This is a genomic window from Variovorax trehalosi (genome assembly GCF_051216415.1).
GTDB lineage: Bacteria > Pseudomonadota > Gammaproteobacteria > Burkholderiales > Burkholderiaceae_C > Variovorax.
Window position 1 is genome coordinate 174430 of sequence record NZ_JBPJZG010000011.1, and the last position, 20956, is coordinate 195385.

23 protein-coding genes are annotated in these 20956 nt (G+C 67.7%); 6 read left to right on the forward strand and 17 right to left on the reverse strand.

The annotated features are described in order from the left end of the window. The 5 genes from ACSFA7_RS31105 to ACSFA7_RS31125 all read right to left on the reverse strand — a co-directional run bounded on the left by ACSFA7_RS31105 (window position 1) and on the right by ACSFA7_RS31125 (window position 4291). On the reverse strand, window positions 1-2220 hold the full coding sequence (locus ACSFA7_RS31105) for an EF-hand domain-containing protein (RefSeq protein WP_435502912.1): 2220 nt from the start codon (window positions 2218-2220) through the stop codon (window positions 1-3). Then, window positions 2220-2720: a pyridoxamine 5'-phosphate oxidase family protein gene (locus ACSFA7_RS31110; RefSeq protein ID WP_435502913.1), complete on the reverse strand. Its 501-nt coding sequence runs from the start codon at window positions 2718-2720 to the stop codon at window positions 2220-2222. Before ACSFA7_RS31110 ends, ACSFA7_RS31105 begins: the two co-directional genes overlap by 1 nt. A gap of 129 nt (window positions 2721-2849) precedes the next feature. Beyond that, window positions 2850-3455 carry a cysteine hydrolase family protein gene (locus ACSFA7_RS31115; RefSeq protein ID WP_435502914.1) on the reverse strand — a complete coding sequence of 202 codons (606 nt, stop codon included), beginning with the start codon at window positions 3453-3455 and terminating at the stop codon, window positions 2850-2852. 2 nt (window positions 3456-3457) lie between these two features. Beyond that, on the reverse strand, window positions 3458-3949 hold the full coding sequence (locus ACSFA7_RS31120) for a hemerythrin domain-containing protein (RefSeq protein ID WP_435502915.1): 492 nt from the start codon (window positions 3947-3949) through the stop codon (window positions 3458-3460). A 108-nt stretch (window positions 3950-4057) separates the two neighbouring features. Further along, on the reverse strand, window positions 4058-4291 hold the full coding sequence (locus ACSFA7_RS31125) for a hypothetical protein (protein WP_435502916.1): 234 nt from the start codon (window positions 4289-4291) through the stop codon (window positions 4058-4060). Between the two features lie 159 nt (window positions 4292-4450). On the opposite strand from ACSFA7_RS31125, the gene ACSFA7_RS31130 reads away from it, so the two are divergent. Beyond that, the gene (locus tag ACSFA7_RS31130; RefSeq protein ID WP_435502917.1) at window positions 4451-4723 is read left to right on the forward strand and encodes a hypothetical protein; all 273 of its coding nucleotides are present in this window, start codon (window positions 4451-4453) and stop codon (window positions 4721-4723) included. A gap of 12 nt (window positions 4724-4735) precedes the next feature. On the opposite strand, the gene ACSFA7_RS31135 is transcribed toward ACSFA7_RS31130, so the two are convergent. The 5 genes from ACSFA7_RS31135 to ACSFA7_RS31155 are packed head-to-tail and all read right to left on the reverse strand — an operon-like array spanning window position 4736 to window position 10839. After that, the gene (locus ACSFA7_RS31135; RefSeq protein WP_435502918.1) at window positions 4736-6073 is read right to left on the reverse strand and encodes a four-carbon acid sugar kinase family protein; all 1338 of its coding nucleotides are present in this window, start codon (window positions 6071-6073) and stop codon (window positions 4736-4738) included. Further along, window positions 6070-7338 (reverse strand): ribulose-bisphosphate carboxylase large subunit family protein, encoded by a 1269-nt coding sequence (locus ACSFA7_RS31140; protein WP_435502919.1) that lies wholly within the window; start codon window positions 7336-7338, stop codon window positions 6070-6072. Before ACSFA7_RS31140 ends, ACSFA7_RS31135 begins: the two co-directional genes overlap by 4 nt. Window positions 7339-7340: 2 nt before the next feature. Beyond that, a complete protein-coding gene (locus tag ACSFA7_RS31145) occupies window positions 7341-7880 on the reverse strand; it encodes a VOC family protein (RefSeq protein WP_435502920.1) in 540 nt (179 codons plus the stop codon). A 37-nt stretch (window positions 7881-7917) separates the two neighbouring features. Continuing rightward, complete coding sequence (locus tag ACSFA7_RS31150; protein WP_435502921.1) at window positions 7918-9813, reverse strand: TRAP transporter large permease; 1896 nt, start codon at window positions 9811-9813, stop codon at window positions 7918-7920. Window positions 9814-9819: 6 nt separating this feature from the next. Beyond that, window positions 9820-10839, reverse strand: coding sequence for a TRAP transporter substrate-binding protein (locus ACSFA7_RS31155; RefSeq protein WP_435502922.1), 1020 nt, complete (start codon window positions 10837-10839; stop codon window positions 9820-9822). Between the two features lie 125 nt (window positions 10840-10964). Between ACSFA7_RS31155 and ACSFA7_RS31160 the strand changes: the two genes are divergently transcribed. Continuing rightward, the gene (locus tag ACSFA7_RS31160) at window positions 10965-12020 is read left to right on the forward strand and encodes a LacI family DNA-binding transcriptional regulator (protein WP_435502923.1); all 1056 of its coding nucleotides are present in this window, start codon (window positions 10965-10967) and stop codon (window positions 12018-12020) included. A 4-nt stretch (window positions 12021-12024) separates the two neighbouring features. Here ACSFA7_RS31160 and ACSFA7_RS31165 read toward each other — a convergent pair whose 3' ends face one another. Both ACSFA7_RS31165 and alkB read right to left on the reverse strand, forming a co-directional pair. Continuing rightward, the gene (locus ACSFA7_RS31165) at window positions 12025-13839 is read right to left on the reverse strand and encodes an ABC transporter ATP-binding protein (protein WP_435502924.1); all 1815 of its coding nucleotides are present in this window, start codon (window positions 13837-13839) and stop codon (window positions 12025-12027) included. A 6-nt stretch (window positions 13840-13845) separates the two neighbouring features. Beyond that, the gene (gene alkB, locus ACSFA7_RS31170; protein WP_435502925.1) at window positions 13846-14493 is read right to left on the reverse strand and encodes a DNA oxidative demethylase AlkB; all 648 of its coding nucleotides are present in this window, start codon (window positions 14491-14493) and stop codon (window positions 13846-13848) included. A gap of 172 nt (window positions 14494-14665) precedes the next feature. On the opposite strand from alkB, the gene ACSFA7_RS31175 reads away from it, so the two are divergent. After that, a complete protein-coding gene (locus tag ACSFA7_RS31175) occupies window positions 14666-15343 on the forward strand; it encodes a M48 family metalloprotease (protein WP_435502926.1) in 678 nt (225 codons plus the stop codon). On the opposite strand, the gene ACSFA7_RS31180 is transcribed toward ACSFA7_RS31175, so the two are convergent. Beyond that, window positions 15340-15741 (reverse strand): hypothetical protein, encoded by a 402-nt coding sequence (locus tag ACSFA7_RS31180; protein WP_435502927.1) that lies wholly within the window; start codon window positions 15739-15741, stop codon window positions 15340-15342. The two genes, ACSFA7_RS31175 and ACSFA7_RS31180, sit on opposite strands and share 4 nt — an antisense overlap. Before the next feature lie 276 nt (window positions 15742-16017). Here ACSFA7_RS31180 and ACSFA7_RS31185 point away from each other — a divergent pair, with 276 nt between their 5' ends. Then, entirely contained in the window at window positions 16018-16287 is a 270-nt protein-coding gene (locus ACSFA7_RS31185; protein WP_435502928.1) for a hypothetical protein, read from the forward strand. 124 nt (window positions 16288-16411) lie between these two features. Continuing rightward, a complete protein-coding gene (locus ACSFA7_RS31190) occupies window positions 16412-18040 on the forward strand; it encodes a phospholipase D family protein (protein WP_435502929.1) in 1629 nt (542 codons plus the stop codon). Here ACSFA7_RS31190 and ACSFA7_RS31195 read toward each other — a convergent pair. Further along, a complete protein-coding gene (locus ACSFA7_RS31195; RefSeq protein WP_435502930.1) occupies window positions 18037-18186 on the reverse strand; it encodes a hypothetical protein in 150 nt (49 codons plus the stop codon). The genes ACSFA7_RS31190 and ACSFA7_RS31195 overlap by 4 nt on opposite strands. Before the next feature lie 26 nt (window positions 18187-18212). Continuing rightward, window positions 18213-19028 carry a sulfite exporter TauE/SafE family protein gene (locus ACSFA7_RS31200; protein WP_435502931.1) on the reverse strand — a complete coding sequence of 272 codons (816 nt, stop codon included), beginning with the start codon at window positions 19026-19028 and terminating at the stop codon, window positions 18213-18215. A 104-nt stretch (window positions 19029-19132) separates the two neighbouring features. Here ACSFA7_RS31200 and ACSFA7_RS31205 point away from each other — a divergent pair, with 104 nt between their 5' ends. After that, window positions 19133-19936 carry an AraC family transcriptional regulator gene (locus ACSFA7_RS31205; RefSeq protein ID WP_435502932.1) on the forward strand — a complete coding sequence of 268 codons (804 nt, stop codon included), beginning with the start codon at window positions 19133-19135 and terminating at the stop codon, window positions 19934-19936. Window positions 19937-19965: 29 nt separating this feature from the next. On the opposite strand, the gene ACSFA7_RS31210 is transcribed toward ACSFA7_RS31205, so the two are convergent. Together ACSFA7_RS31210 and ACSFA7_RS31215 are read right to left on the reverse strand one after the other, a co-directional pair. Further along, on the reverse strand, window positions 19966-20235 hold the full coding sequence (locus tag ACSFA7_RS31210) for a hypothetical protein (RefSeq protein ID WP_435502933.1): 270 nt from the start codon (window positions 20233-20235) through the stop codon (window positions 19966-19968). 111 nt (window positions 20236-20346) lie between these two features. Continuing rightward, on the reverse strand, window positions 20347-20850 hold the full coding sequence (locus tag ACSFA7_RS31215) for a murein hydrolase activator EnvC family protein (protein WP_206174098.1): 504 nt from the start codon (window positions 20848-20850) through the stop codon (window positions 20347-20349). Between the last annotated feature and the right edge of the window lie 106 nt (window positions 20851-20956).

Genomic DNA, 20956 nt, shown 5'->3' on the forward strand with positions numbered 1-20956 from the left:
CTACGACGACGGCGCAGGCGGCACTGTGGCCGCGGCCGTCGGCGAATGCTGCAGCGCGGCGGGCAGGCGGTGGTCCAGCCAGTCCATGCGCCAGGCCAGCACGACGAGCGCCAGCACCAGCACGACTGCCGCGGTGACACCGGTCTTGCCATGCCGGTCGCGGTACGGATCGCGCGCCACCCGCCGCGCGCCCGGTGGCACGTGCGCGGTCTGCGAGAGCATGCCGCCCAGCCGCACATTCACCTTCATCCGCCCGTTGATGGCCCAGCCGCTCGCGTCGAGGATCGGCCCCAGGCTGCGCTGCCGCAGCTTGAGCCAGGCGATCAGCATGCTCGGCCCGGAGATCGCCGCGACGATGCCGATGAGCGCCACGGGTATCCACTGCCCCAGGTCGACGAACTTGCCGAAGATCGCGACCAGCACTGCGCTGATGCTCCCGAGCGCGACGCCGATGGCGGCCACGGTGCCGACGTCGACGCGGCTCGCCGTGCGAGGCACCGCGGCGGGCGCCTTGGCGGCGTTCGCCGCTTGGTCGGCTGTGGTGAGCTTGGTCGCAAAGCTCGTCAGCGTGCCTTGGCCGGCCGCCTCGCTGGCGGCCGCGCGCTTGGCAACCTGCTCCTCGATCACCCGCACGAACTTCTTGTAGGGCGCGAAGAAGGCCTGCGCCACGCTGGTCGGGTTCTCGATCAGCTTGGTGATGGTGGCGTCCCAGTCGCGGCCCTGGCGGTCGTAGAAGACGCCGTTGCGGCCGACGAAAAGGAAATCGATGTCGCCCGCGGTGAACGCCGCGACGATGCTCATCTTCTGGCCCTGGCGCGTGCAGTCGCAGTACGCAAGGCAGGTCTTCGCAAGACCCGCCAGCACCGCGTGCTTGGCCGTGTCCTGCACCTGCACCGTGAGCTCGCAACTGCGGCCATCGAGGTAGAGCGTGCCGGCCTGGAAGATCGCGCCCTCGCGCCGGTAGAAGGCCTTGAACGACACGAAATTGTTGAGCAGAACCACCAGGTCGCGCTGCAGCCGGATCAGCTTCTCCAGGTCGACGAGCAGGTTGTTGTGCGTCTCGGCGGCTTCGTCGTCGTGCAGCAGCGCGAGCAGCGTCTCGCGGGTGTGCGGGAAGGCGTCGAGCTGCGCGAGCGATAGCGCGGCGGCGGCGTTGTCGGGCCGCTCGGCCATCAGCGACTGCAGCGGTGCGAGCTGCTGCTTGATGGACAGCCACTCCGTTTCGGCGAGTTCGTCGCGCGCGCCCAGCAGCGGCGTGACGGCGCGATCGGCGAACGTGGCGATGTCTCCGGTCCACGCGGGGTTGATGCGGTTGCCATGCAGCGGCAGCACGCAGCGCGGCGTGACAGGCGCCAGCGGCAGGTCGGCAATCGGATCGGCGCTCAGGTCGAGCCTGTTCGCGCTGAGTGCGTCATAGGCTTCGGGCGAGGGGTTCAGCGCCGTCACTGACTGCGCGTCGAAAGCGGCGACCCGGCAACGCGCGAAGTAGTCGTCGAGCTTGGCCCGCACCTTGCGGGTCGCGTCGGCGGCGGCCAGCGTGGGTTCGCCCAGCGGCATCAGCGTCTTATCGTTGGCGTCCGCCTTGGCGTGCCAGTCGCGCGCAGCCTGCACCTCGGCGAAGAAGGCTTCGACGCGGGCGCGGTCGACGCCCGGTGTTTCCTTGTGCCGGTCGGGCACGCTGCCGTGGGTGCGCATGATCTCGGCGACGGTTGCGCGCACGGCATCGTCTTGCGTCGTCTCCGGCGTGATCACGCCGTCGCCGTTGAAGCGCATGGCGGACAGCAGCTCGCCGCGGTCTGCGATGTCGGCGAGCGTGAGCGTAGACGAATCGGGCTTGCCCTGGATTTGCAGCAGGCGGCGCGCTTCCTCGCGCAGGCGCGCGCCATCGGCGTTGTCCACGTCGAGATCGTCCAGCGCCAGCACGTCGCTGCCTTGCAGCAGCACGTCGGGGTTGCGCAGCCGCGCACACACCCATTCGCAGGCGGCGACCACCTCGGGTGGGCGCACGCGGCCGTCGCCATCGGCATCGATGAGGTCCAGCGTTCGCGCATCGAAGTCGATGCCGCGCGTCGGGCAGGCGAGGGCGACCCACAGCTTCTGGTCCAACTCGCCGAGGCGGGCGATGTCTTCGCCTGTGCGGAAGATGACCTGGTCGGCGCCCCCGACCCGGATGAACTGCCAGCGGTGCGGTGCCGGCGTCGTCGTCAGCACTGCACGCATCAGGAAACGGCGACCTTCTTGTGTTCGCCCAGCTCAGGCGTCTTGCCGGTGACGGCGGCCTTGGCCATCTTGAAAAGCTGCACCATCTTGCTGTCGCCCACGTCCCAGTATTCGGCGCGCAGCACGCTCACGGCCAGGAGGCCGAGGTTGGTGTCGGTCGGCCCTTCGGGGAACCAGGCCTTGGCCATCTTGGTGAAGAGGGCTTCCTTCTTCGCGGGGTCTTCGAGCAGCACCGCATGGCCCGAGACGGAGACGTAGCTGTCGTCGTCCGTGTTGGCATAGGAGATGTTCACGGTCGGATCGGTCGCGACGTGCCGCGCGATCTCTCCGTCCTTCGGCACGAAGAAGTAGAGCGTCGCGTTTTCGTCGACGTCCTTGTTCTGCGTGGTCAGCGGATGGCTGTGCAGCTGGCCATCGGCGTGGCGGTGCGTGAGCATGCCGAAGCGGGTGTCCTTGATCAGCTCCCAGAGCTTGCTGGTGTTTCCGGTGGTGGCGGTCATGGTGGTTCTCCGTTGGTTGGTGACTTCAGGAACCACCGTAGGGGTTCGCGCGGAGCCCGTGTGAGGACACACGGCGCGCACCCGTGTCATCCCAGGCTGACATTCGAGATCGAACCTCGGCTCAGGCGCTCAGGCGCGCCGACGCCGCGGTACCAGGCGAATGCGCGAGGAGGGCGTGGTCGGCAGCTTCTGAAAATCTTCCAGCTGCCGCAGCACGATGTCATTGCGGCTGGCCGACTGCGAAGCCACGCAGTCGCGCGGCACCACCACCCCCAGGTCACGCATGCCCGCCTCCGTGGCAGTGACCAGCACGCACTGGTCGCTCGCCACGCCGGTGAGGATGAGCCGGCGGGCATCGAAATGGCGCAGCAGCAATTCGAGCGGCGTGCCGAAGAACGCCGACTGCTTTGGTTTCAGCAAAAAATAGTCGTCCGGCTCGGGCTGCAAGGTGCGTGTGATAGCTGCGCCCGCGCTGTCCTGCGCGAGCGATTCCTCGACCAGCGCGGGGAAGTCCGAGCGCCAGCGGCCGCGGTTGTCGTTCGCGTAGATGACGGGCACGCCGGCCTTGCGGCAGCGAGCCTTGAGTGCGGCGATGCGCGGTGCGATCGCCGCGGCCCGCGGCAGGAGCTTGTCAGCGTCCGGAAAGTCCCAGCAGTTGATCATGTCGATGATCAACAGCGCGGTATGCCCGGCCGCACTTTCCGGTGCCAGTACGCCGGACGACTTGGAGGACATCCCTAGGCGGGTTCACCCATCAGTTCGGCCATCAACTCTTCCTTGCGCGCCGCGAGCTGCTCACGCATCGCGACCAGGTCCAGCTTGGTGGCACGCGCCTTGGGGAACATCTCGTTGCGCTCTTCCTTGACGTGGTGGTCGATGTACTCGCCGAGCACTTTCACCTTCGCGTCGAACATCTCGTCGACTTCGGTGGCTTCCTCGATCTGCGCGATGAGGTCCTTGGCGGTGGCGTGCTCCACCTCGGCTTCGTCGAGCAGGTCGGTTTCCTTGATGGCCTCGCGCACGGCAGGGTAGAAGATCTCTTCCTCGATCTGCGCATGCACGGTCAGTTCCATGCAGATCTGGTTGGCCAGCTCGCGCTTCTTGTCGGTGGCGCTGGCGGCCTTGGACTCCATGAGGTCTTCGTAGGCGGTGAACATCTTCTTGACGTTCTTGTGGTCGGTGTCGAGCAGGCTGCAGGCATCGGGTTGTGCGCGCTTGGTGGTGGGCATCGTGGGCTCCTGGTGGGGTGGTGGGAACGCAAAGATGCGCAGCACGGTGCAGAGGCTGCGTAGGAATTCATCGCATGCGCGTGCAAGGCGCGCAGCACGTCGCCGTGCCTACTTCTCTTCGGTCTTGAAAAGCCCTCGAATGTTCAGCGCCGCGAGGCACACCTGCAGCGCGATCAGCGCCCACGCCTGTGTGTGCACGCCCCACACCACCCACAGCACATTGCTCGCCAGGAAGACCCAGAAGCCGACGTTCCGACGGTCTTTCGCATTCGAGCCCACCAGCCAGGCGGCGGCGACCGAGGCGGAGAAGGCCGGCCATTGGACGAGAGAGAGGATTTCCATGATGAACGTGCTTGTATGTGGATGTTCGTGGACCGTATCGCAGCCTGCGGCGGCCGATCCGGTGCTTCCGCCGACGCGCGACGTGGGCCGGTTCTCACATGCATCCGCTGGGGAGCGGCGCAGATTGAAGGCCGATCACAAAGAAAGACAAGGCCACCCATGGACATCACATCACCGCCGCTCGACGAGCGTCTCGTCACATTCACCTACCGGGGCTGGATGTTCCAGTGCCGCGCAGAGCGTATCGACAACCTGACCTACCGGCCCGTCGTGCGCTGCCTGGGCCACTCGGACAAGCCGGAAGACATCGAGTTGCCCGACGACACCGACAACGCCTCCTACGGCACTGAAGTGGAAGCGCTGCGCCATGCCGAGCAGCAGGCGGTGCGCTGGGTGCACGACCGCACCAGCGACGGGCAGGGGCAGATGTAGGCCCGGCGCGTTTCAGCCTGCGCCATGCACCAGGCGTTCGAACACGTCGTTGGTGCCCATCTGGCCGCCCTTGAGCATGATCTCCATGCCGTCGAGCCGCGCGTCGTTGCTGTGCACGCGGCACAGCGAGGCGCCGGCGCCCATGTCGGCCACGTAGGAGAGACCCCACGCATCCAGCGCCTGCACGCCATGGCTTGAGGTGTCGCCACCGGCCACGCCCACGCGGCGCAGCGGCGTTTGTGCCAGAACGCGGACCAGCAATTCGCCGCCGGCGCGCGCGAGTGCCTGGGCGTCGACGTCCGGCGAGGGCGATGCCTGTTCGGGTGGGCGGGTGCAGGCGAGGACGTTGCGGCCTCGGGCGAGCGCCTGTGCGATGTCGAGGGCATGGCGCTCCAGCGTGGACGCGTCCTGGCGGGCGAGTTTCGGCGCATCGAGCCACACGATGTCGAATGAAGACGCGGCAGCCACCTGCCGCGCCGTGACAGGCGAGAGGCTTCCGGCAAGCACGAGCACGGGACCGGTCGCAGGTGTCACGACCAGCGGCGTCGTTTGTGCATCGGCGCGCGAGCCGAGTGCACTCGCCAGCGCATCGATCACGCTGCTCGGCCCCACCGCCAGCAACGTGTCGCGGAGGGCCTGTGCCCACAGCACCTCGCCGATGGCCGCGAGTTGCGCCGCATCGGCCACGTCGAACAGCACGGCCTCGGGGGGCTTGGCGGGCGAGGGCGGGAGCAGCGTGCGCTGCAGCACCTCGCCGAGCGCACCGGCGCCCTTCGACGCGATCGTGAAAGGAATGGAGTGCACATCGGCCAGGCCTTGTCCGGCCAGGTGCAGCCGCAGATCCGCTTCGTGCATCGGCGTCACAGGGTGCCGGCTCATCGTCGGATGACGGTCGATGCGGAATACTTCGCCGCCGGCACCGGCCGCGGCGAACAGGTTGCCGAAGAGGCAATGCCGGCCGAGGTTCGGTTGCCCGCCGACGATGGCGGTCCACGGCTGTTCGACCGCGCCACGCAATGCGCGCACCGCGGCACCGATGGAGCCGATGTGCGGCGCGCTGTCGAAGGTCGAGCAGGTCTTGTAGTGCAGCACGCGCGCGCCGAGCGAGCGGAACAGCGCGGCGACGGGCGCCAGCTCGGCCCGCATCGCCTCCGGCGTCATGGCGCGCGCCGCGCCCGCGATGCCCAGCACGTCGAGCGGGCCGGCGCGCTCGATGCGCGCGGCATCGGGCGTCTCCAGGAACAGCAGGGTCCGAAGCCCGGCGCGGGCCGCGGTACCGAGCGTGTCGGTCGCGCCGGTGAAGTCGTCGCCGTAGTAGACGACGGCCGGGGCCGGGGTCGCTGGCGTCACGGCTTGCCGAAGAAGGCGAGAGCGCGCGCGAGTTCGGGCGCGTGCTTCGCGGCGTCTGGCAAAGCCGTGCCCGCGCGCGCGGCCGACCAGGCCTGGCGGATGCTGGTCACGCCGGCTTCCGCGCCGTCCGGGTGCGCGAGGATGCCGCCGCCGGCCATGAAGAGCAGGTCGTCGCTGCCGATGGCGGACCAGGTGGCGGGCACGGTGCCGGCCCACTGGCCCGACGAGAAGGCGGGCATCACCCGGTCGTCCGCCGCATCGGTCAGCGGCGTGAAGCAGTCGCGCGCCGACTCGATGACTTCACTGTTGGGCTGCGAGAACTTGCCCTGCAGGCCGTGCACGTGCATGTGGTCCACGCCCGCGAGGCGCCAGAGCGTCTGGTACGCCTGGAACGAGATGCCCAGCAGCGGATGCCGCGACAGCGCGCCGTACCCGTTGCGGTGGCCGTGCAGCGCGAGGCCCGTGTGGCGCCGCAGCGTCTGGATGCCCGAGTGACCGCACCAGTTGAGGCTGGCCATCACGCAGGAGCCGCCTTCGCGCTCGACGAGGTCGGCGTGCCGCTTCATCGCATCGGTTTCGTCGGTGATGTTGAAGGCCACCATCACGTGCTTGCCGGTGCGCTCCCGGTGCGCGCGCACGACCGCCATCACGGCGGGCACGCGCTCGGCGAGCGGCGCATGCGCGGGGTCGGCGCAGACCTCGTCGTCCTTGATGAAGTCCACGCCCGCTGCGCAGAGCCGTCCGACCAGCGCGGCCGTCTCGGCGGCCGACAGGCCCACGTTCGGCTTGATGATCGTGCCGACCAGCGCGCCGCTCGCCACGCCAGCGGCGCGCCGCGTGCCCGCGATGCCGACGCGCGGCATCTCGAACTGCGCGCGGTACGCGGCCGGCACCTGCAGCGATTCGAGCCGAAGGCCCGTCACTTCGCCCAGGTCGTAGAGGTTGCCCGATACCGTCGCGGCGAGCGTCGGCAGGTTCGCGCCGATGTTCGCCACGGGGAACGAGATATCGACATGCGCACGCCGCCACGGACCGCGCGTTCCCTTGCGTTCGAGCAGCGCGTTCGGCAGGCTTGGTGTCTCGGCCGGTGCGAGCTCGGTGATCGCCTCGACCGTTGCACGCGCACGTTCGCGCAGCGCATCGGTCTCGCCCTCGACCCGCGTGAAGGTGCCGCACGACTGCTCGCCGGCCATCACCTCGGCCACGGCCGCCGGCTCCACCGGCGTTTCGATCAGGTAGCGCGCGCGGATGCGTTCGGCCGACATCGTCACAGCTTGCTCAGGTCGGGAAAGGGCCGCACGGGTTCGCTGCCGTCCCAGCCCTCGGAGGCGCTGCGGATCAGGTCGAACATCCTGCCCTTCGGCCCCGCCACTTCGGAAAGCTCGATCACCGTGCCCGGGTGGTATTCGGTGTCGAAGTAGATGAAGCGGCCGCGCTCGCCCACTTCGCCGCTCATCACGGGCTTGAAGCCCTGCGCGGTGAGGCGCGCGAGGTCGGCGTCGTAGTCGGCCGTCCAGTAGGCGACGTGCTGCAGCCCCGTGCGGCCGGCCTGGAGGAAGTCGCGGTACATCGAGGGCACGTCGTTGCGCGTCTGGATCAGCTCGACCTGCACGTAGCCCGAGTTCGCGAGCGCCACCGAGTTGTGCGGCTCGTGCGCCTCGCCGTTGTAGCGGTAGTTCTTGATGGGCACCTTGGGGTTGTAGAACCACGGGCCCACGCCCAGCGTGGTGCTCCAGTAGTCCATGGCGGCTTCGATGTCGTGCACGACATAGCCCAGCTGGCGGATCTCGCCGAGGAATCGACTCATTGCAATTGGCTCCGGTGATGTGAGTGTGTTGTTGTGATCAGAACTTGAGGAAGCCGGTCGAGAACCACGGGAAGGCGGCCACGATCACCAGGCCCACCAGCATCGCGGCGATGTAGCCCCAGATGTGGCGGATGCCTTCGTCGGGGTTGACCTTGCTCACGGCGCAGGCGCCGTAGTAGCCGACGCCGAAGGGCGGTGCGAAGAGGCCAATGCCCATCGAGAAGATCACCACCATCGCGTAGTGCACCTCGTGCACGCCCACGGCCTTGGCGATGGGAAAGAGGAGCGGGCCGAACAGCACGATGGCCGGAATGCCCTCGAGCACGCTGCCCAGCACGATGAACGCGACGATCGACACGGCCAGGAAGCCATAGGCGCCGCCCGGCAGCGCGCCCATGATGCGGGCCAGGTCCTGCGAGAAGCCCGACTGCGTGAGGCCCCACGCCATGGCGGTGGCGCAGCCCACGATGAAGATGATCGCGCCCGAGAGCGAGGCGGTGTCGATCAGCATCGGCTTCAGGCGCTTCCAGTCGAACTGCCGGTACACGAAGAGCCCGACCAGCGCCGAATACACGATGCCGATGGTCGAGACTTCGGTGGCCGTGGCCACGCCCTCGACCACGGCGGCGCGGATCACGAAGGGCAGCAGCACCGCGGGCAGCGCGACCATCAGCAGCTTGCCGATCTCGCGCTTGCTGTAGCGCTGCACGCCGCTCAGGTCTTCGCGGCGATAGCGCCACCACACCACCACGCACAGCGCCGCGCCCAGCACCACGGCCGGCAGCAGCCCGCCCGTGAACAGCGCGGCAATCGAGATGCCGGTGACCGAGCCGATGGTGATGAGCACGATCGACGGCGGAATGGTCTCGGTCTGCGCGCCCGTGGCCGAGAGCAGTGCCACCAGGTCGCCGGGCTTGGCGCCACGCTTGACCATCTCGGGGAACAGCACCGGCGCAATGGCCGCCATGTCGGCGATCTTGGAGCCCGAGATGCCCGACACCAGGTACATCGCGCCGATCAGCACATACGAGAGGCCGCCGCGCACGTGGCCCAGCAGGCTCGCGAGGAACTGGATCATGGCGCGCGCCATGCCCGTCATCTCGATCAGCGCGCCGAGGAAGATGAAGAGCGGCACCGCGAGCAGGATCAGGTGCGACATGCCTTCGTCCAGCCGCCCCACCATCACCAGCAGCGGCGTGCGCGTGGTGAGCGCGAGGTAGCCGAAGGTGGCCAGCGCGAACGAGAACGCGATGGGCACGCCCGAGAGGACGGTGGCGGCCACCACGATCACGAAGAAGATCACGAGGTTGAACTTGCCGAGCGTCGCGAACAGCGGCGCTGCGAGCCAGAAGGCCCCCACCAGCGCGGCCATGCCGAGCACCGCGACTGCAATCTGCCTGCCCGTGCACACGCGCACCAGCCGCAGCAGCGCCATCACCAGCATGATGCCGATGCCCGCCGGAATGGCGGCAGCGCGCCAGGCGTTGCTGATCTCCAGCGCAGGCGTCACGATGAACGACTCTTCATGCGCGTAGTCGATCGAGGGCCAGATGATCAGCACCAGGAAGGCGACCGATGCGGCGATGGCGAAGGCATCGAGCATCGCGCGCGTCGAAGGCGTCACCTTCTGCAGCAGCGCCGTCATGCGCATGTGCTCGCCGCGCCGCAGCGCCACCACGGCGCCCAGCATCGAGAGCCAGAGGAAGAGGATCGACGCGAGCTCGTCCGACCACACCAGCGGTGCATGGAACACATAGCGCGACACCACGCCCGCGAACAGCACGCAGATCTCGGCCAGCACCAGCAGCGCGGCCGCGGCCTCGACGGCGCCGCCGATCACGCGGTCGGCGCGCCCGGCGATGCCGCTCAGCGCGTTGGCCGAAGGGCCGGCGCCCACGAGCGGGGCCGCCTCGAAAGTGGATTCATGCACCATGGACGCTCAGGCCAGCTTGCCGACGGTGCCTTCGAGCAGCGCCCAGGCCTCGGGGCCGAAGCGGCCCTTCCATTCGCCGTAGAAGCCCGATTCGCGCAGCTTCGCGCGGAAGCTGTCGGCGGTCGGGCGGTTGATGGTGAGGCCCTTGGCCTGCAGGTCGCCGACGACCGATTCGTTGAGCTTCTTGATGTCTTCGCGCTGCTGCATGCCGGCGTCGTTGATGGCGCGCGCGACGATGGTCTTCAGGTCGTCGGGCAAGGCATCCCACGCGCGGCCGTTGGCGATGAACCAGTAGCCATCCCAGATGTGGTTGGTGAGCGAGCAGAACTTCTGCACCTCGAAAAGCTTGGCGACCTGGATGATGGGCAGCGGGTTCTCCTGCGCATCGACGATCTTCGTTTGCAGCGCGGAGTAGACCTCGCTGAACTGCAGGCTCGCGGGCGCGGCGCCCAGGCCCTTGAACATCGAGATCGACAGCGGGCTCACCGGCACGCGGATCTTCAGGCCGTCCATGTCCTTCGCATTCGCGACGGCGGCCTTGCTGCTGGTGGTCTGGCGAAAGCCGTTGTCCCACATCTTCTCGAAGGCGTAGAGGCGCGACTTGGCGATGGCGCCGCGCACGTGGGCGCCGACCTTGCCGTCCATCGCAGCCCACACCTGGCCGTAGTCGTTGAACGCGAAACCCACCGCGTTGATGGCCGCCACCGGCACGAGCGTGGCGATGACGAGCGCCGAGGGTGTGAAGAACTCGATGCCGCCCGAGCGCACCTGCGCGAGCATGTCGGTGTCGCCGCCGAGCTGGTTGTTCGGGAAGATCTTGATTTCGACCCGACCCTTGGTTTCCTTGGCGATGCGGTCCGCGGCTTCCTGCGCGCGCACGTTCAGCGGATGGCTCAGCGGCAGGTTGTTGCCGTACTTGTACGAGAACTCCGCGGCGCGCGCGATGCGCGGCACGGCCGAGACGATGCCGGCGGCGGGGAGGGCGGAAAGCGTGCGCAAGGCACTGCGGCGGGTCAGCGATGTCATGTCTTTTGTCTCCAGGATCTTCGGAATGCGGTTGATGCAATCTGATGCATCAGTGGATTCGGGCCACAGCGAAGATAAAAGCATGCATCATCCGGGTCAAACTTGATCCTGATGGTTTTTGATGTATGCGGGATAACCCTTCACCTCCTTCCGATGCACGGCGCGCGCGCGTGGTGGACATCGCGCGTGCGGCGCAGGTGTCGACTGCCACCGTCGACCGCGTGCTCAACCGGCGGCCGGGCGTGCGCGACGCCACGGTGCAGCGCGTGCTCAAGGCCGCGGGCGAACTCGACTACCTGCCGGGGCCCGAGCTCTATGCGGCATTGACGCCGCCGCCGCTGCGGCTCGTGTTCCTGCTGCCCGCCGGCACCAACCGCTTCATCCGCATGCTGGGCGACATGGTGGGTTACTCGCAGGAGCACTGGGCGCCGTTCAACGTGCAGTGCCGCACGGTGTTCATCGAGAGCTTCAATCCGCATGAACTGGCGGACGCGTTGCGCAAGCATGGCCAGCGCTGCGATGGCATCGCGATGATGGCGCTGGAGCATCCGGCCGTGCGCGAGGCGGTGGCTGCGCTGGCGGCGCGCGGGCTGCCGGTGGTCACGCTGATCTCTGATCTGTCGAACTCCGAGCGCGCGGCGTTCGTGGGACTCGACAACCGGGCCGCAGGCCGTACGGCCGGCTACCTCATCGGCCGCTTCATCGGCGCGCGCGCCGCGAAGGTCGCGCTCATCGCGGGCAGCCTGAGCTACAAGGCGCACGAGGAGCGCGAGGCCGGCTTCCTGCACGTCATCGACGAGATGTTCCCGAAGCTCGAAGTCGTGGGCCTGCGCGAAGGCCAGGACGACGCGGGCAAGAACTACCGCCAGACGCGTGCTCTGCTGGAGCAGTACCCTGACATGGGAGGCATCTACAACATCGGCGGCGCATCGGACGGCGTGGCGCGTGCACTGAAGGAAGCGGGGCGCGAGCAGAAGGTGGTTTTCATCGGCCACGGCCTCACGCCCGACACGCGCGCGCTGCTGATCGACGGCAGCATGGACGCGGTCATCACGCAGAGCCCGCACACCACGCTGATGAGCTGCGTGCGCATCTTCACCAACCTGCGCGACAAGCGCGAGGCGCTGAGCGGCGTGGAGACCACGCGCAGCCAGGTGATCTTTCGCGAGAACCTGCCCTGAGCCTTCAGGTGGGCGCCGTCATGCGCTGCAGCAGCGGCTGACGCGCCAGCACTTCGTCGCGCGGTCCATGGTCGAGCACGCGGCCGGCTTCCATCAGCAGCACGGTGTCGAAGCGGTCGAGAAGGCTCAGGCGGTGGATCGACGCGATCACGCAGGCGTTGGGGAAGGCATTGGCGATGCGCTCGAGCACGCGGGCTTCCGTGCTGGCGTCGAGCGCGCTGGTCGGCTCGTCGAGCAGCAGCAGCGAACTGCCCTCCGCCGCAAGCACGCCGCGCGCGAGGCACAAGCGCTGGCGCTGTCCGCCCGAGAGGTTGAAGCCGCGCTCCGACACGGCCGTGTCGAGGTCGCCGTGGTTGGCCTTCAGCACTTCGTCGAAGGTGCTGGTGTGCAGCGCGGCGAGCAGGTGCGCATCGTCCGCGGGCTGGCCGAAGGCGAGGTTCTCGCGCACGCTGGCTTCGAAGAGTTCGGTCTCTTGCGGGATCAGCGTGGCAAGGCGGCGAAGCTGTGGCCAGTCGACTGGCTGGCCGTCGAGCGTGAGCGTGCCGGCGTGCGGCGCGTAGAGTCCCGCGAGCACCCGCAGCAGCGTGCTCTTGCCGCTGCCGCTCGGGCCGACGAGGGCCACGCGCTGCCCGCGGCGCAGGGTCAGCGCAACGTCGTGCAGCCCGCTGCGCGGCGGATCGGCCGCATCGGCGGCCTCGGCGATCGACTCGCCGCGTGGCGCGTACTTCCACTGCAGCGCATCGACGCCGAGCTGCGCCCATGTCGCGCCGGCATCGATGCGCTCGCGCTCGGGCACCTGCTCCGGCGCGGTGGCGAGCACATCGCCCGAGGGCGCCTGCCAGATCGGCTCGGCGCTCGTGTAGTCGGTGTGCATGCGCGCGAAGAAGCTGAAGTTGGCGGCCACCGAAGTCACCACGCCGGCCGCCTGCTGCGCGTACTGGTAGATCATGAACACCGCGCCCAGCATCACCGCTTGCCCCGGCGTGCGCGCCTGCCACACGTAGATGACCACCAGCCCCCAGGTCAGGGCCAGCCCCATCAGGTCGACCGCGAACCACTTGCCTTCGTTCAGCACCACGGTGCGCTTGAGCGGCAGCGAAATCGCCACCATGCGACGGCGCAGCAGCAGCCGCGACGCACCCTGCAGCCGCAGGCCGATCACCGTCGATGCATTGCCCAGGAAGTCGAGCAGCGCCGACACGTAGCGCCGGTCGGCATCGTTCTCGGCGCGCGCGAGCTTCATCAGCGCGCGGTCGATGCGAACGATCACGAGGCCGATCAGCACATAGCCCGCAAGCGCGGTTACCCCGCTGGTGCGCGACAGCAGCGCCAGCGCCACCAGCGGCCCGACGAAGTTGACCGCGTTGGTGAGCCAGATGAACTGGTTCTGCGCGAAGTCCGCGAGCGCTCGGCTGGCCTGGTGCACGCGGTGCTGCAGCTCGCCTGAGTGATGGCCGTCGTGCCAGGCCAGCGGCGCGGCGGCGATGCGCGCATAGAGTTCGTCGGCCAGCCGCTCGCGCACCTTCAGGCCGACGTTGCGCTCGAGGATGCGGCCCGGCCCGTGCAGCGCCCAGGCGCCGACATACACCGCGGCCAGCGTGCCGATCCAGCGGCCCGCGCCGCCGAAGTCGCTGCGCTGCAGCGCATTGATGGCCTGGCCGGCGAGGTAGGGCAAGGTCAGGCGGATCAGCTGCGAGGACGCCAGCAAGGCGGTGGCACTGAGCAATTGCCCGCGTGCGCCGGCCGCGAAATGCCACAGCGCGGCATAGAGCGCGCGGATCGCGTTGGCGGGGTCGTTCGTCTCGGTCGTCTTCTGCATGCCTGGTCAGCCCGCCTTGCGGAACGTGAGGTTGATGCGCAGGCTGCCCAGTGCCGGATGCGGCTGGTCTTTCAGGGGCAGTACGCCGTGGTAGCGCAGCCGGTCTTCACCGCCCCAGACCACGACATCGCCATGCTTCAGCGCAATGCGCGCCGCCTTGTCGCCGCGCTCGTGTCCGCCGAACAGAAAAACGGCCGGCATGCCGAGCGAGACCGAGACGATGGGCGCGCCGTAGTCGTGCTCGTCCTTGTCCTGGTGCAGCGAGAGCCGCGCGCCGGGTTCGTAGCGGTTGACGAGGCAGGCATCGGGCGCGAAGCCGTCGAAGCCGGCGGCCGATGCGGCCTCACGGGCGAGGCGCATGAACGATTCGGGCATGGCGGGCCAGGGCTTGCCGGTGGCGGGGTCGGTGGGGCTGTAGCGATAGCCGCGGCGGTCGCTGGTCCAGCCGAGCGCGCCGCAGTTGGTGAGCGCGACGGACATGGTGAAGCCGCCGGGGGTGACGAGATGGCGGAACGGCGCGTCTTGCGCAATCGCTCTGACCGCCGAGAGCAATTCGTCGGCAAGGGGCAGGGCGAAACCGGGGAGGACGAAGGCGCCAGGTCCGAGAGGCTCGCGCGCTTCGCGGGGTGGATCGTCGAACAGATCGAGCGTCATGGGAGCATTGTGTCGTCGTGCATGAGTGTTTGAAGTGGGAGCCGGCCTCGAAACGGTAGTCACTCGCTCCTTGGGCGCGTTCGGCTGCGGTAGGCTCCGGTTCGAAGCGACGAACATTTCAATCGGGGCGGATGGCCAGTCACTGCCCCTTTCAACATCAGGCATCGCCACCATGAAGCATCGATCCGCAACACCCTGGAAGAAGAGCCGCACGTATGGCGACCTCCATGGGGGGCGAACGCGCCGCCGGATGACGGACAACATCTTCGCGCGGGCCCACTCGCTTCAACGGCCTGGGCCGGATCAGGTACTGCCCATCCTGATTCAAGACAACCCATCCCGCGAGTTTGTCTTTCCCGTGTCTGTCGAGGAGTGCGCGACGGCTCTTCGGGCCTTGCCCACAAGTCACGCAGACGGCGTCACGCACATCTGGCTGCGACGCAGACCGGCGCGGCTTGCCGGTTCGGCTGCCGCGCTGGCGGAGTTCACATGCGGCAGTGGTGTGCGCGTCATCGTTCTCTACCCTTGGCGGGCCGACGGACGGCTATACGTCGGTCGCACCAAGCCGCGTCCGCAATCCGTTGCTTCGTATCTCCGCTTTGGGGCGGAGTTGCTTTGCGATCGCGGCCGGTGGTATGTCGGCTTCTCGGACGCTGATCTCAAGCGTTTTTACATCGAGCATCTTTTCTGCCATGAGGTAGGCCACCACGTGGACTTGTACACGAGGCGTTGGAGCAAGGCGAATTCCCGCAGTGCCGAAGAGTTTGCCGATCAATACGCCGTGCAGTGGGCGCCAGACGCCATGGTTCTTTCGTCGCAGGACGGATCCGTCTTTCACCAAGGCGACTAGCGGACCGTCGACATCACCGTCGCACGGCAGCGCGGCTGGTCGCGCGGGGCGAGCAGGTTGCAGTTGTTCAGCGCGCGCTCCTGCATGTCGCTGAGCTTGGGGCGTTCCTGTTGGTACTGGGGCTGATGCTGGTACTCGGGCACGTAGACCGGTGCGGGCTCCTGCCAGCGCTGGCGGCGCTCGTATTCTCGGCGCTGTTCGTACTCGCGCCGCTCGTAGTCGCGGCGGTCATCCCGCTCGCGGTCGTTCCGCAGGCGCCACATGCAGGAATTGAAGTCCATGCCCGAGCGGCCGCTGGCGCAATAGCGGCGGTCGTTTTCATAGACGTAGTCGCCTTGGGCCATCGCGGGGATGGAGGTCATGAGGCCGAGGAAGGCCATGAGAGCGAGTTTTTTCATGATGAGTGGCCTGTTCTGTGATTGCCGTGTATCTGTCTGTGCAGTGTGAGAGGTCTGCCGTGAACTGAATGTAGCCGGTCGCCCCGCGTGCACGTCAGGTCGAAGCCGTCGGTGTTTGCGCGAATGCCTCCTCAACGCTCGGGCGCGGCAATCAGTCGACGAGGCCTTCGCCCCTGCATGAGCCTTTACATGGCGACATCCCATGAAGAGGTGAATGAGTACCAAGGGTTTCACTTATTGAAACCACGGGACAAGCGCCTAAGGTCGAACCCCAACATGGACACCGTACGCCTCGATATTCACGTGCCTGAAGGCTGGGCATGCTGGATGGAACTCGCCCGCACGCCGCATGGCACCTATGCCGGACTCGCGGAACTGAGCCACCAGGGCATTGCGCGCTGCGCGCTGGTGATCACCCGGCAGCTGTCGTGGGAGTCGGCCGTGCAGCGTGCGACGTTGCGGGCGGATCACTTCGTGCGGCAATGGATGCCGCAGCGCAGCCAGGGGACCGACCTCTCGGGCGCCACCATTCCCGGCGACGCATGAGCGCTGCACGCCGAACGGTGCCGTAAAGGGCTCCCCGCGCGACGGCGTGCGCTCATGGTAGAAACCGCGAGCCGCGGATGTCCTCCATTCCGCCTCGTGCGTCTGCCCCACCTCTCTGGCTTCCATGTCCCACATCCCTGATCGGGCTGAAGAAAAACCGTGCGCCCGGTGGCTGGCGTGGCTGATGGCCGGCGTCGCCGCACTCTGCATGGCCGGTTGCGCGGGCCTCCCCACCGACGTACAGCGCAAGCCCTCGTCGGTCATCGCCGACGGCGCGGACACCCTGCTCGGCCGCCTCGTGAAAGCGGCCGCGCCGCCCGGCGAACCGCTGAGCGGATTCCGCCTGCTGCCGATGCCGCAGTTTTCGCTGCATGCGCGCATCGAACTCGCGCGCCGCGCGCAGCGCTCCATCGACGTGCAGTACTACCTCGTGCAGAACGACGAGACCGGCCGTTACCTGCTGCGCGCCTTGCGCGACGCGGCGGACCGCGGCGTGCGCGTACGCCTGCTGGTGGACGACCTCTATACCGCTGGCGCCGACCCGCTCTTCACCAGCTTCGCCTCGCATCCGAACGTCGAGGTGCGCCTCTTCAATCCGTTCCCAGCCGGGCGCGACCGCTTCGGCACGCGCTGGGCCGCGTCGCTGTTCGACTTCGACCGCGTGCACCGCCGCATGCACAACAAGCTGTACGTGGTGGACGACACGATGGCGGTCATGGGCGGGCGCAACATCGCCAACGAGTATTTCCTGCGCGACGGGGGCTCGAACTTCATAGACATCGACACGCTCGTGGCCGGCGCCGTGGTGCCCCGGCTGTCGTCGCTGTTCGACATGTACTGGAACAGCCCCTACGTGTACCCCATCGAATCGCTGGTGGCCAAGGGCAGCGAATCGCCGAAGGAACTGCGCGCGCTTTTCGACCGGCTCACCAGCGGACCGGAGACGCTGCACCCCGAAGAGCCCGACTCCACCGACCTGCTGGGCAACAACCCGCTCGCCAAGGACCTGGATGCGGGCACGCTGAAGCTGGTCTGGGCGCGCGCCGAGGCCTATGCCGACCCGCCGGCCAAGGCCCTCGCGCCAACGCCCGAGGCGCGGGGCCTGCCGGCCGACGAGGCGAGCGAGAGCGTGCTCTTCAACGTGCGGCGGTATCTGCGCGGCGCGCAGAGCGAGATCATGCAGACCACGCCCTACCTGATTCCCGGGCGCGGCGGCATGGAATCGATCCGCATCATCCGCGGCAACGGCGTGAGCTACAGCATCGTGACCAACTCGCTGGCGGCCACCGACGAATCGCTGGTGCACATCGGCTACCGGCGCTACCGCGCCGAGATGCTGCGGCTGGGCGTGGAACTGTATGAACTCAGCCCCAAGCGGGTGGAGGAGACCAAACGCTTCGGCATGTACGGCTCGGCGAGCGGGCGGCTGCACGGCAAGTCGGCGGTCATCGATCGCAAGACGGTGTTCATCGGCTCGATGAATTTCGATCCGCGCTCGGAGCTGCACAACACCGAGATCGGCATCTTCATCTTCAGCCCGCAGATCGCGCAGCAGCTCACCAGCCTGATCGGCTTCATCCGCCTGGACGGCGCCTACCAGTTGCAGCTCGGGCCCAGGGGCGGCATCGAATGGGTGAGCCCGGCGTCGGGCGATGCGGCCGACACCATCCTGCACACGGAGCCCGAGACGCATTTCTGGGCGCGCTGGAAACTGGAGCTGCTGGCGCCGCTGGTGCCGGAGAGCCTGCTCTAGCGCCATTCGCTGGCCACCCATTGCTGCTGCAGGTATGACCATGCGATGGCCCCGATTGTCGGCCGCGCCAGCAGGCCCAGCGGACGGCCTACCCCTCCCGTCAGTGCGGCCTGGGCTTCGAAGCGCGAGCGACGTGCGTCAGGCATCCCCACTTCGCATTGCCCGCCGTCGCTCAGTGCGCCGCGATGGCCATGAGAACGATCACGAGCAATCCAACGTAGATCCTTGCGTGAACCCGATCCGGGATCCGTCCGATCCAAGGTGAAGCCGCTCGAATGCCGACCCAGGTGCCGATCACCAGGACGGCCGCAGCGCGCAGATCGACGTTTCCGAGATACCACGCCCCGAATGAAGGTGTCGGTCCAGCGGACAAGGCGGCATAAGTGGCCGTGCCCGCCAGCGCGACGGGCAGCGACAGCGGGTTGGCCATGGCGGTCGCACGGCCCATCGCGATGCCGCGACGGCGCATGAGGGGAACCGTCATCACACTGCCGCCGACGCCGAGGAACGCGGCGACCCAGCCGATGACCAGGCCCGACAGCGCCGTGGCGATCGACGAGGGAGCTGCACGACCTTTTGCAGGCTGCGACAGAAATCCGGGCCGCAGCCAGCAGTCCAGGATGGTCAGCGCGAGGTAGGCCGCGAACGCCCAGCGCAGTTCCTCCCCATGGACGGTCGCTGCTGCCAAGGCCCCGGCCACCGCACCCGCACCGATGAATCCCATCAGGGGTCTGAGCTGCGACCAGTCCAGCGTCCCTGCGCGCTGGTGACGCAGGGTAGCCAGCAGGGCGCCGAAGATCATGACGCAGGTGGAGGTGGCGACCGCGATCTGCATCGCAGACTGTCCGATGGCACTGTCGGCGGTGTTCAGCTGGGACAGAAGTCGATAGAGCAAGGGCACCACGACAAATCCGCCGCCGAAGCCGAACAGGACGGTGGTGATGCCCGTCAGGCATCCGCAAACTGCCAACAAGAGATACAACGACACGAGGCCTCCATGGGTACGAGAGCCCTCAGGTTAGGGTGAGGCCACCTGGCGCGCTTGCGATGTTCGGTCAACAATGTTTGCGTTTTCGCCAATCATTCAAAGCCGTGCGCAACCAATCGCTCGAGAGCCTCGATCACACGCCGCGTGAAGTTCTGGCCATCGGCACCGACTACGCGCCGGGCACGCTGCTGGAGACGCACAGCCACCGCCGCGCCCAGTTTCTCTACGGCGCGACGGGGCTGATGGAGGTGGGGACCGACGACGGTGCCTGGGTCGTGCCCCCTCACAGCGGTGTCTGGATTCCGGCAGGCAAGCCGCACCGGGTGCGGATGGTGAGCGTCAGTACCCGAAGCCTCTACATCGAGCCGGCAGCGGTGCCGCGCCGCGGTGCGCTGTGCGAGGTCCTGGCCGTTTCGCCATTGCTGCGCCACCTCCTGATCGAGGCCACGGAGTTGCCGGCGCTCTACGACCGACGCGGCCGCGATGGCCTGCTGATGGATTTGACGCTGCAGGAGGTGGGACGTGCGGCTGCACTGCCGTTCTTTGCGCCGCTGCCGGGCGACGATCGGCTGGCAGCGCTGTGCATCGCATTTCTCCATCGGCCCGACGTGCGCACCTCTCCGATCGCCTGGGCGCGACAGCTGCACCAGAGCGAACGCACCTTCAGCCGCTTCTTTCGCGCGCAGACCGGCATGTCATTCCTCGAATGGCGACGGCAGGCGTGTCTCCTCTCGGCCATGGCACAGTTGGCGACAGGTCGTTCGGTGACCGCCGTGGCGCTTGAACTGGGCTACGACAGCCCCGGTGCTTTCTCCACCATGTTCCGCAAGAAGCTCGGCCAGCATCCGTCGAACTTCATCCTTGCAAAGCCAAGCTCGAGCGATGGCGCGGCGTTCATTGCCCGGTGACCGGTGCCCGCACCGAGGCGGGGGCGCGCCTAGCGGACGGTGGACATGACCGTCGCGCGGCAGCGTGCACGGTCCTGGCGGGTGGGCAGCACGATGCAGTTGTCCAGGGCGCGCTTCTGCATGTCGCTCAACCGCGGACCTTCGCGCGACTCTTCGGGCTCGTAGTAGTAGGGCTGCTGCGGCGGCGGCCGCCCGTAGTAGTCGTAGTCGCGATCGCGGCTGTGGCGGGTGGTTTCGCAACCCGCGAGGCTCGTCAACGCGAAAAGACCACCACAGAAAAGAATCGGGTTCAGGCGCAAGTTCGTTCTCCGTTTCGATGGGAAGGACGGCAAGACGCGCCCTGTCCCGGTGGCAAGGAGCTTAGTCTCGTGCCGGACGGACAACCTGAAGAAATGATGAACGCCGAAGGGTTACTGCTGCAGGCGTCCGTTGAGGTAGGGCTCGGGATCGACGGCGGTGCCGTTCTTGCGGATCTCGAAATGCAGCTTCACGCGGTCGGTGTCGCTGCGGCCCATCTCGGCGATCTTCTCGCCCTGGCGCACGACCGCGTTTTCCTTCACGAGGATGGTCTGGGCGTGCGCGTAGGCGGTGAGGAAGGTCTCGTTGTGCTTGACGATGACCATGTTGCCGTAGGAGCGCAGTTCGCTGCCCACGTACACCACGCGGCCATCGGCCGACGCAACGATCGGGTCGCCGAGGTTGCCCGCGATGTCCAACCCCTTGTTGCGCACGCCGTCGAAGCGGGCGATGGTGGTGCCGCTCGCGGGACGGATGAAGAGCGCCTGTTTCGCTGGGGGCGGCGTGACGGTCTGGCCGGGCCGTGCCGGCGTCAGGGGCGTGGTGTCGCAGGCGGCGAGGGCTGCGGCCATCAGTGTTGCGACACCGGTGCGGAAAAGAAAAGTCTGGATGTGCATGGCGCTGTTGGAACGGGTTCGTTGCGGAGGGTTCCTGCGGACTGGCACGCCGGGCGCGCCACGCGGACGATGCTAGCAAACTCGTACGCACCTTCCGGAAGAGCGG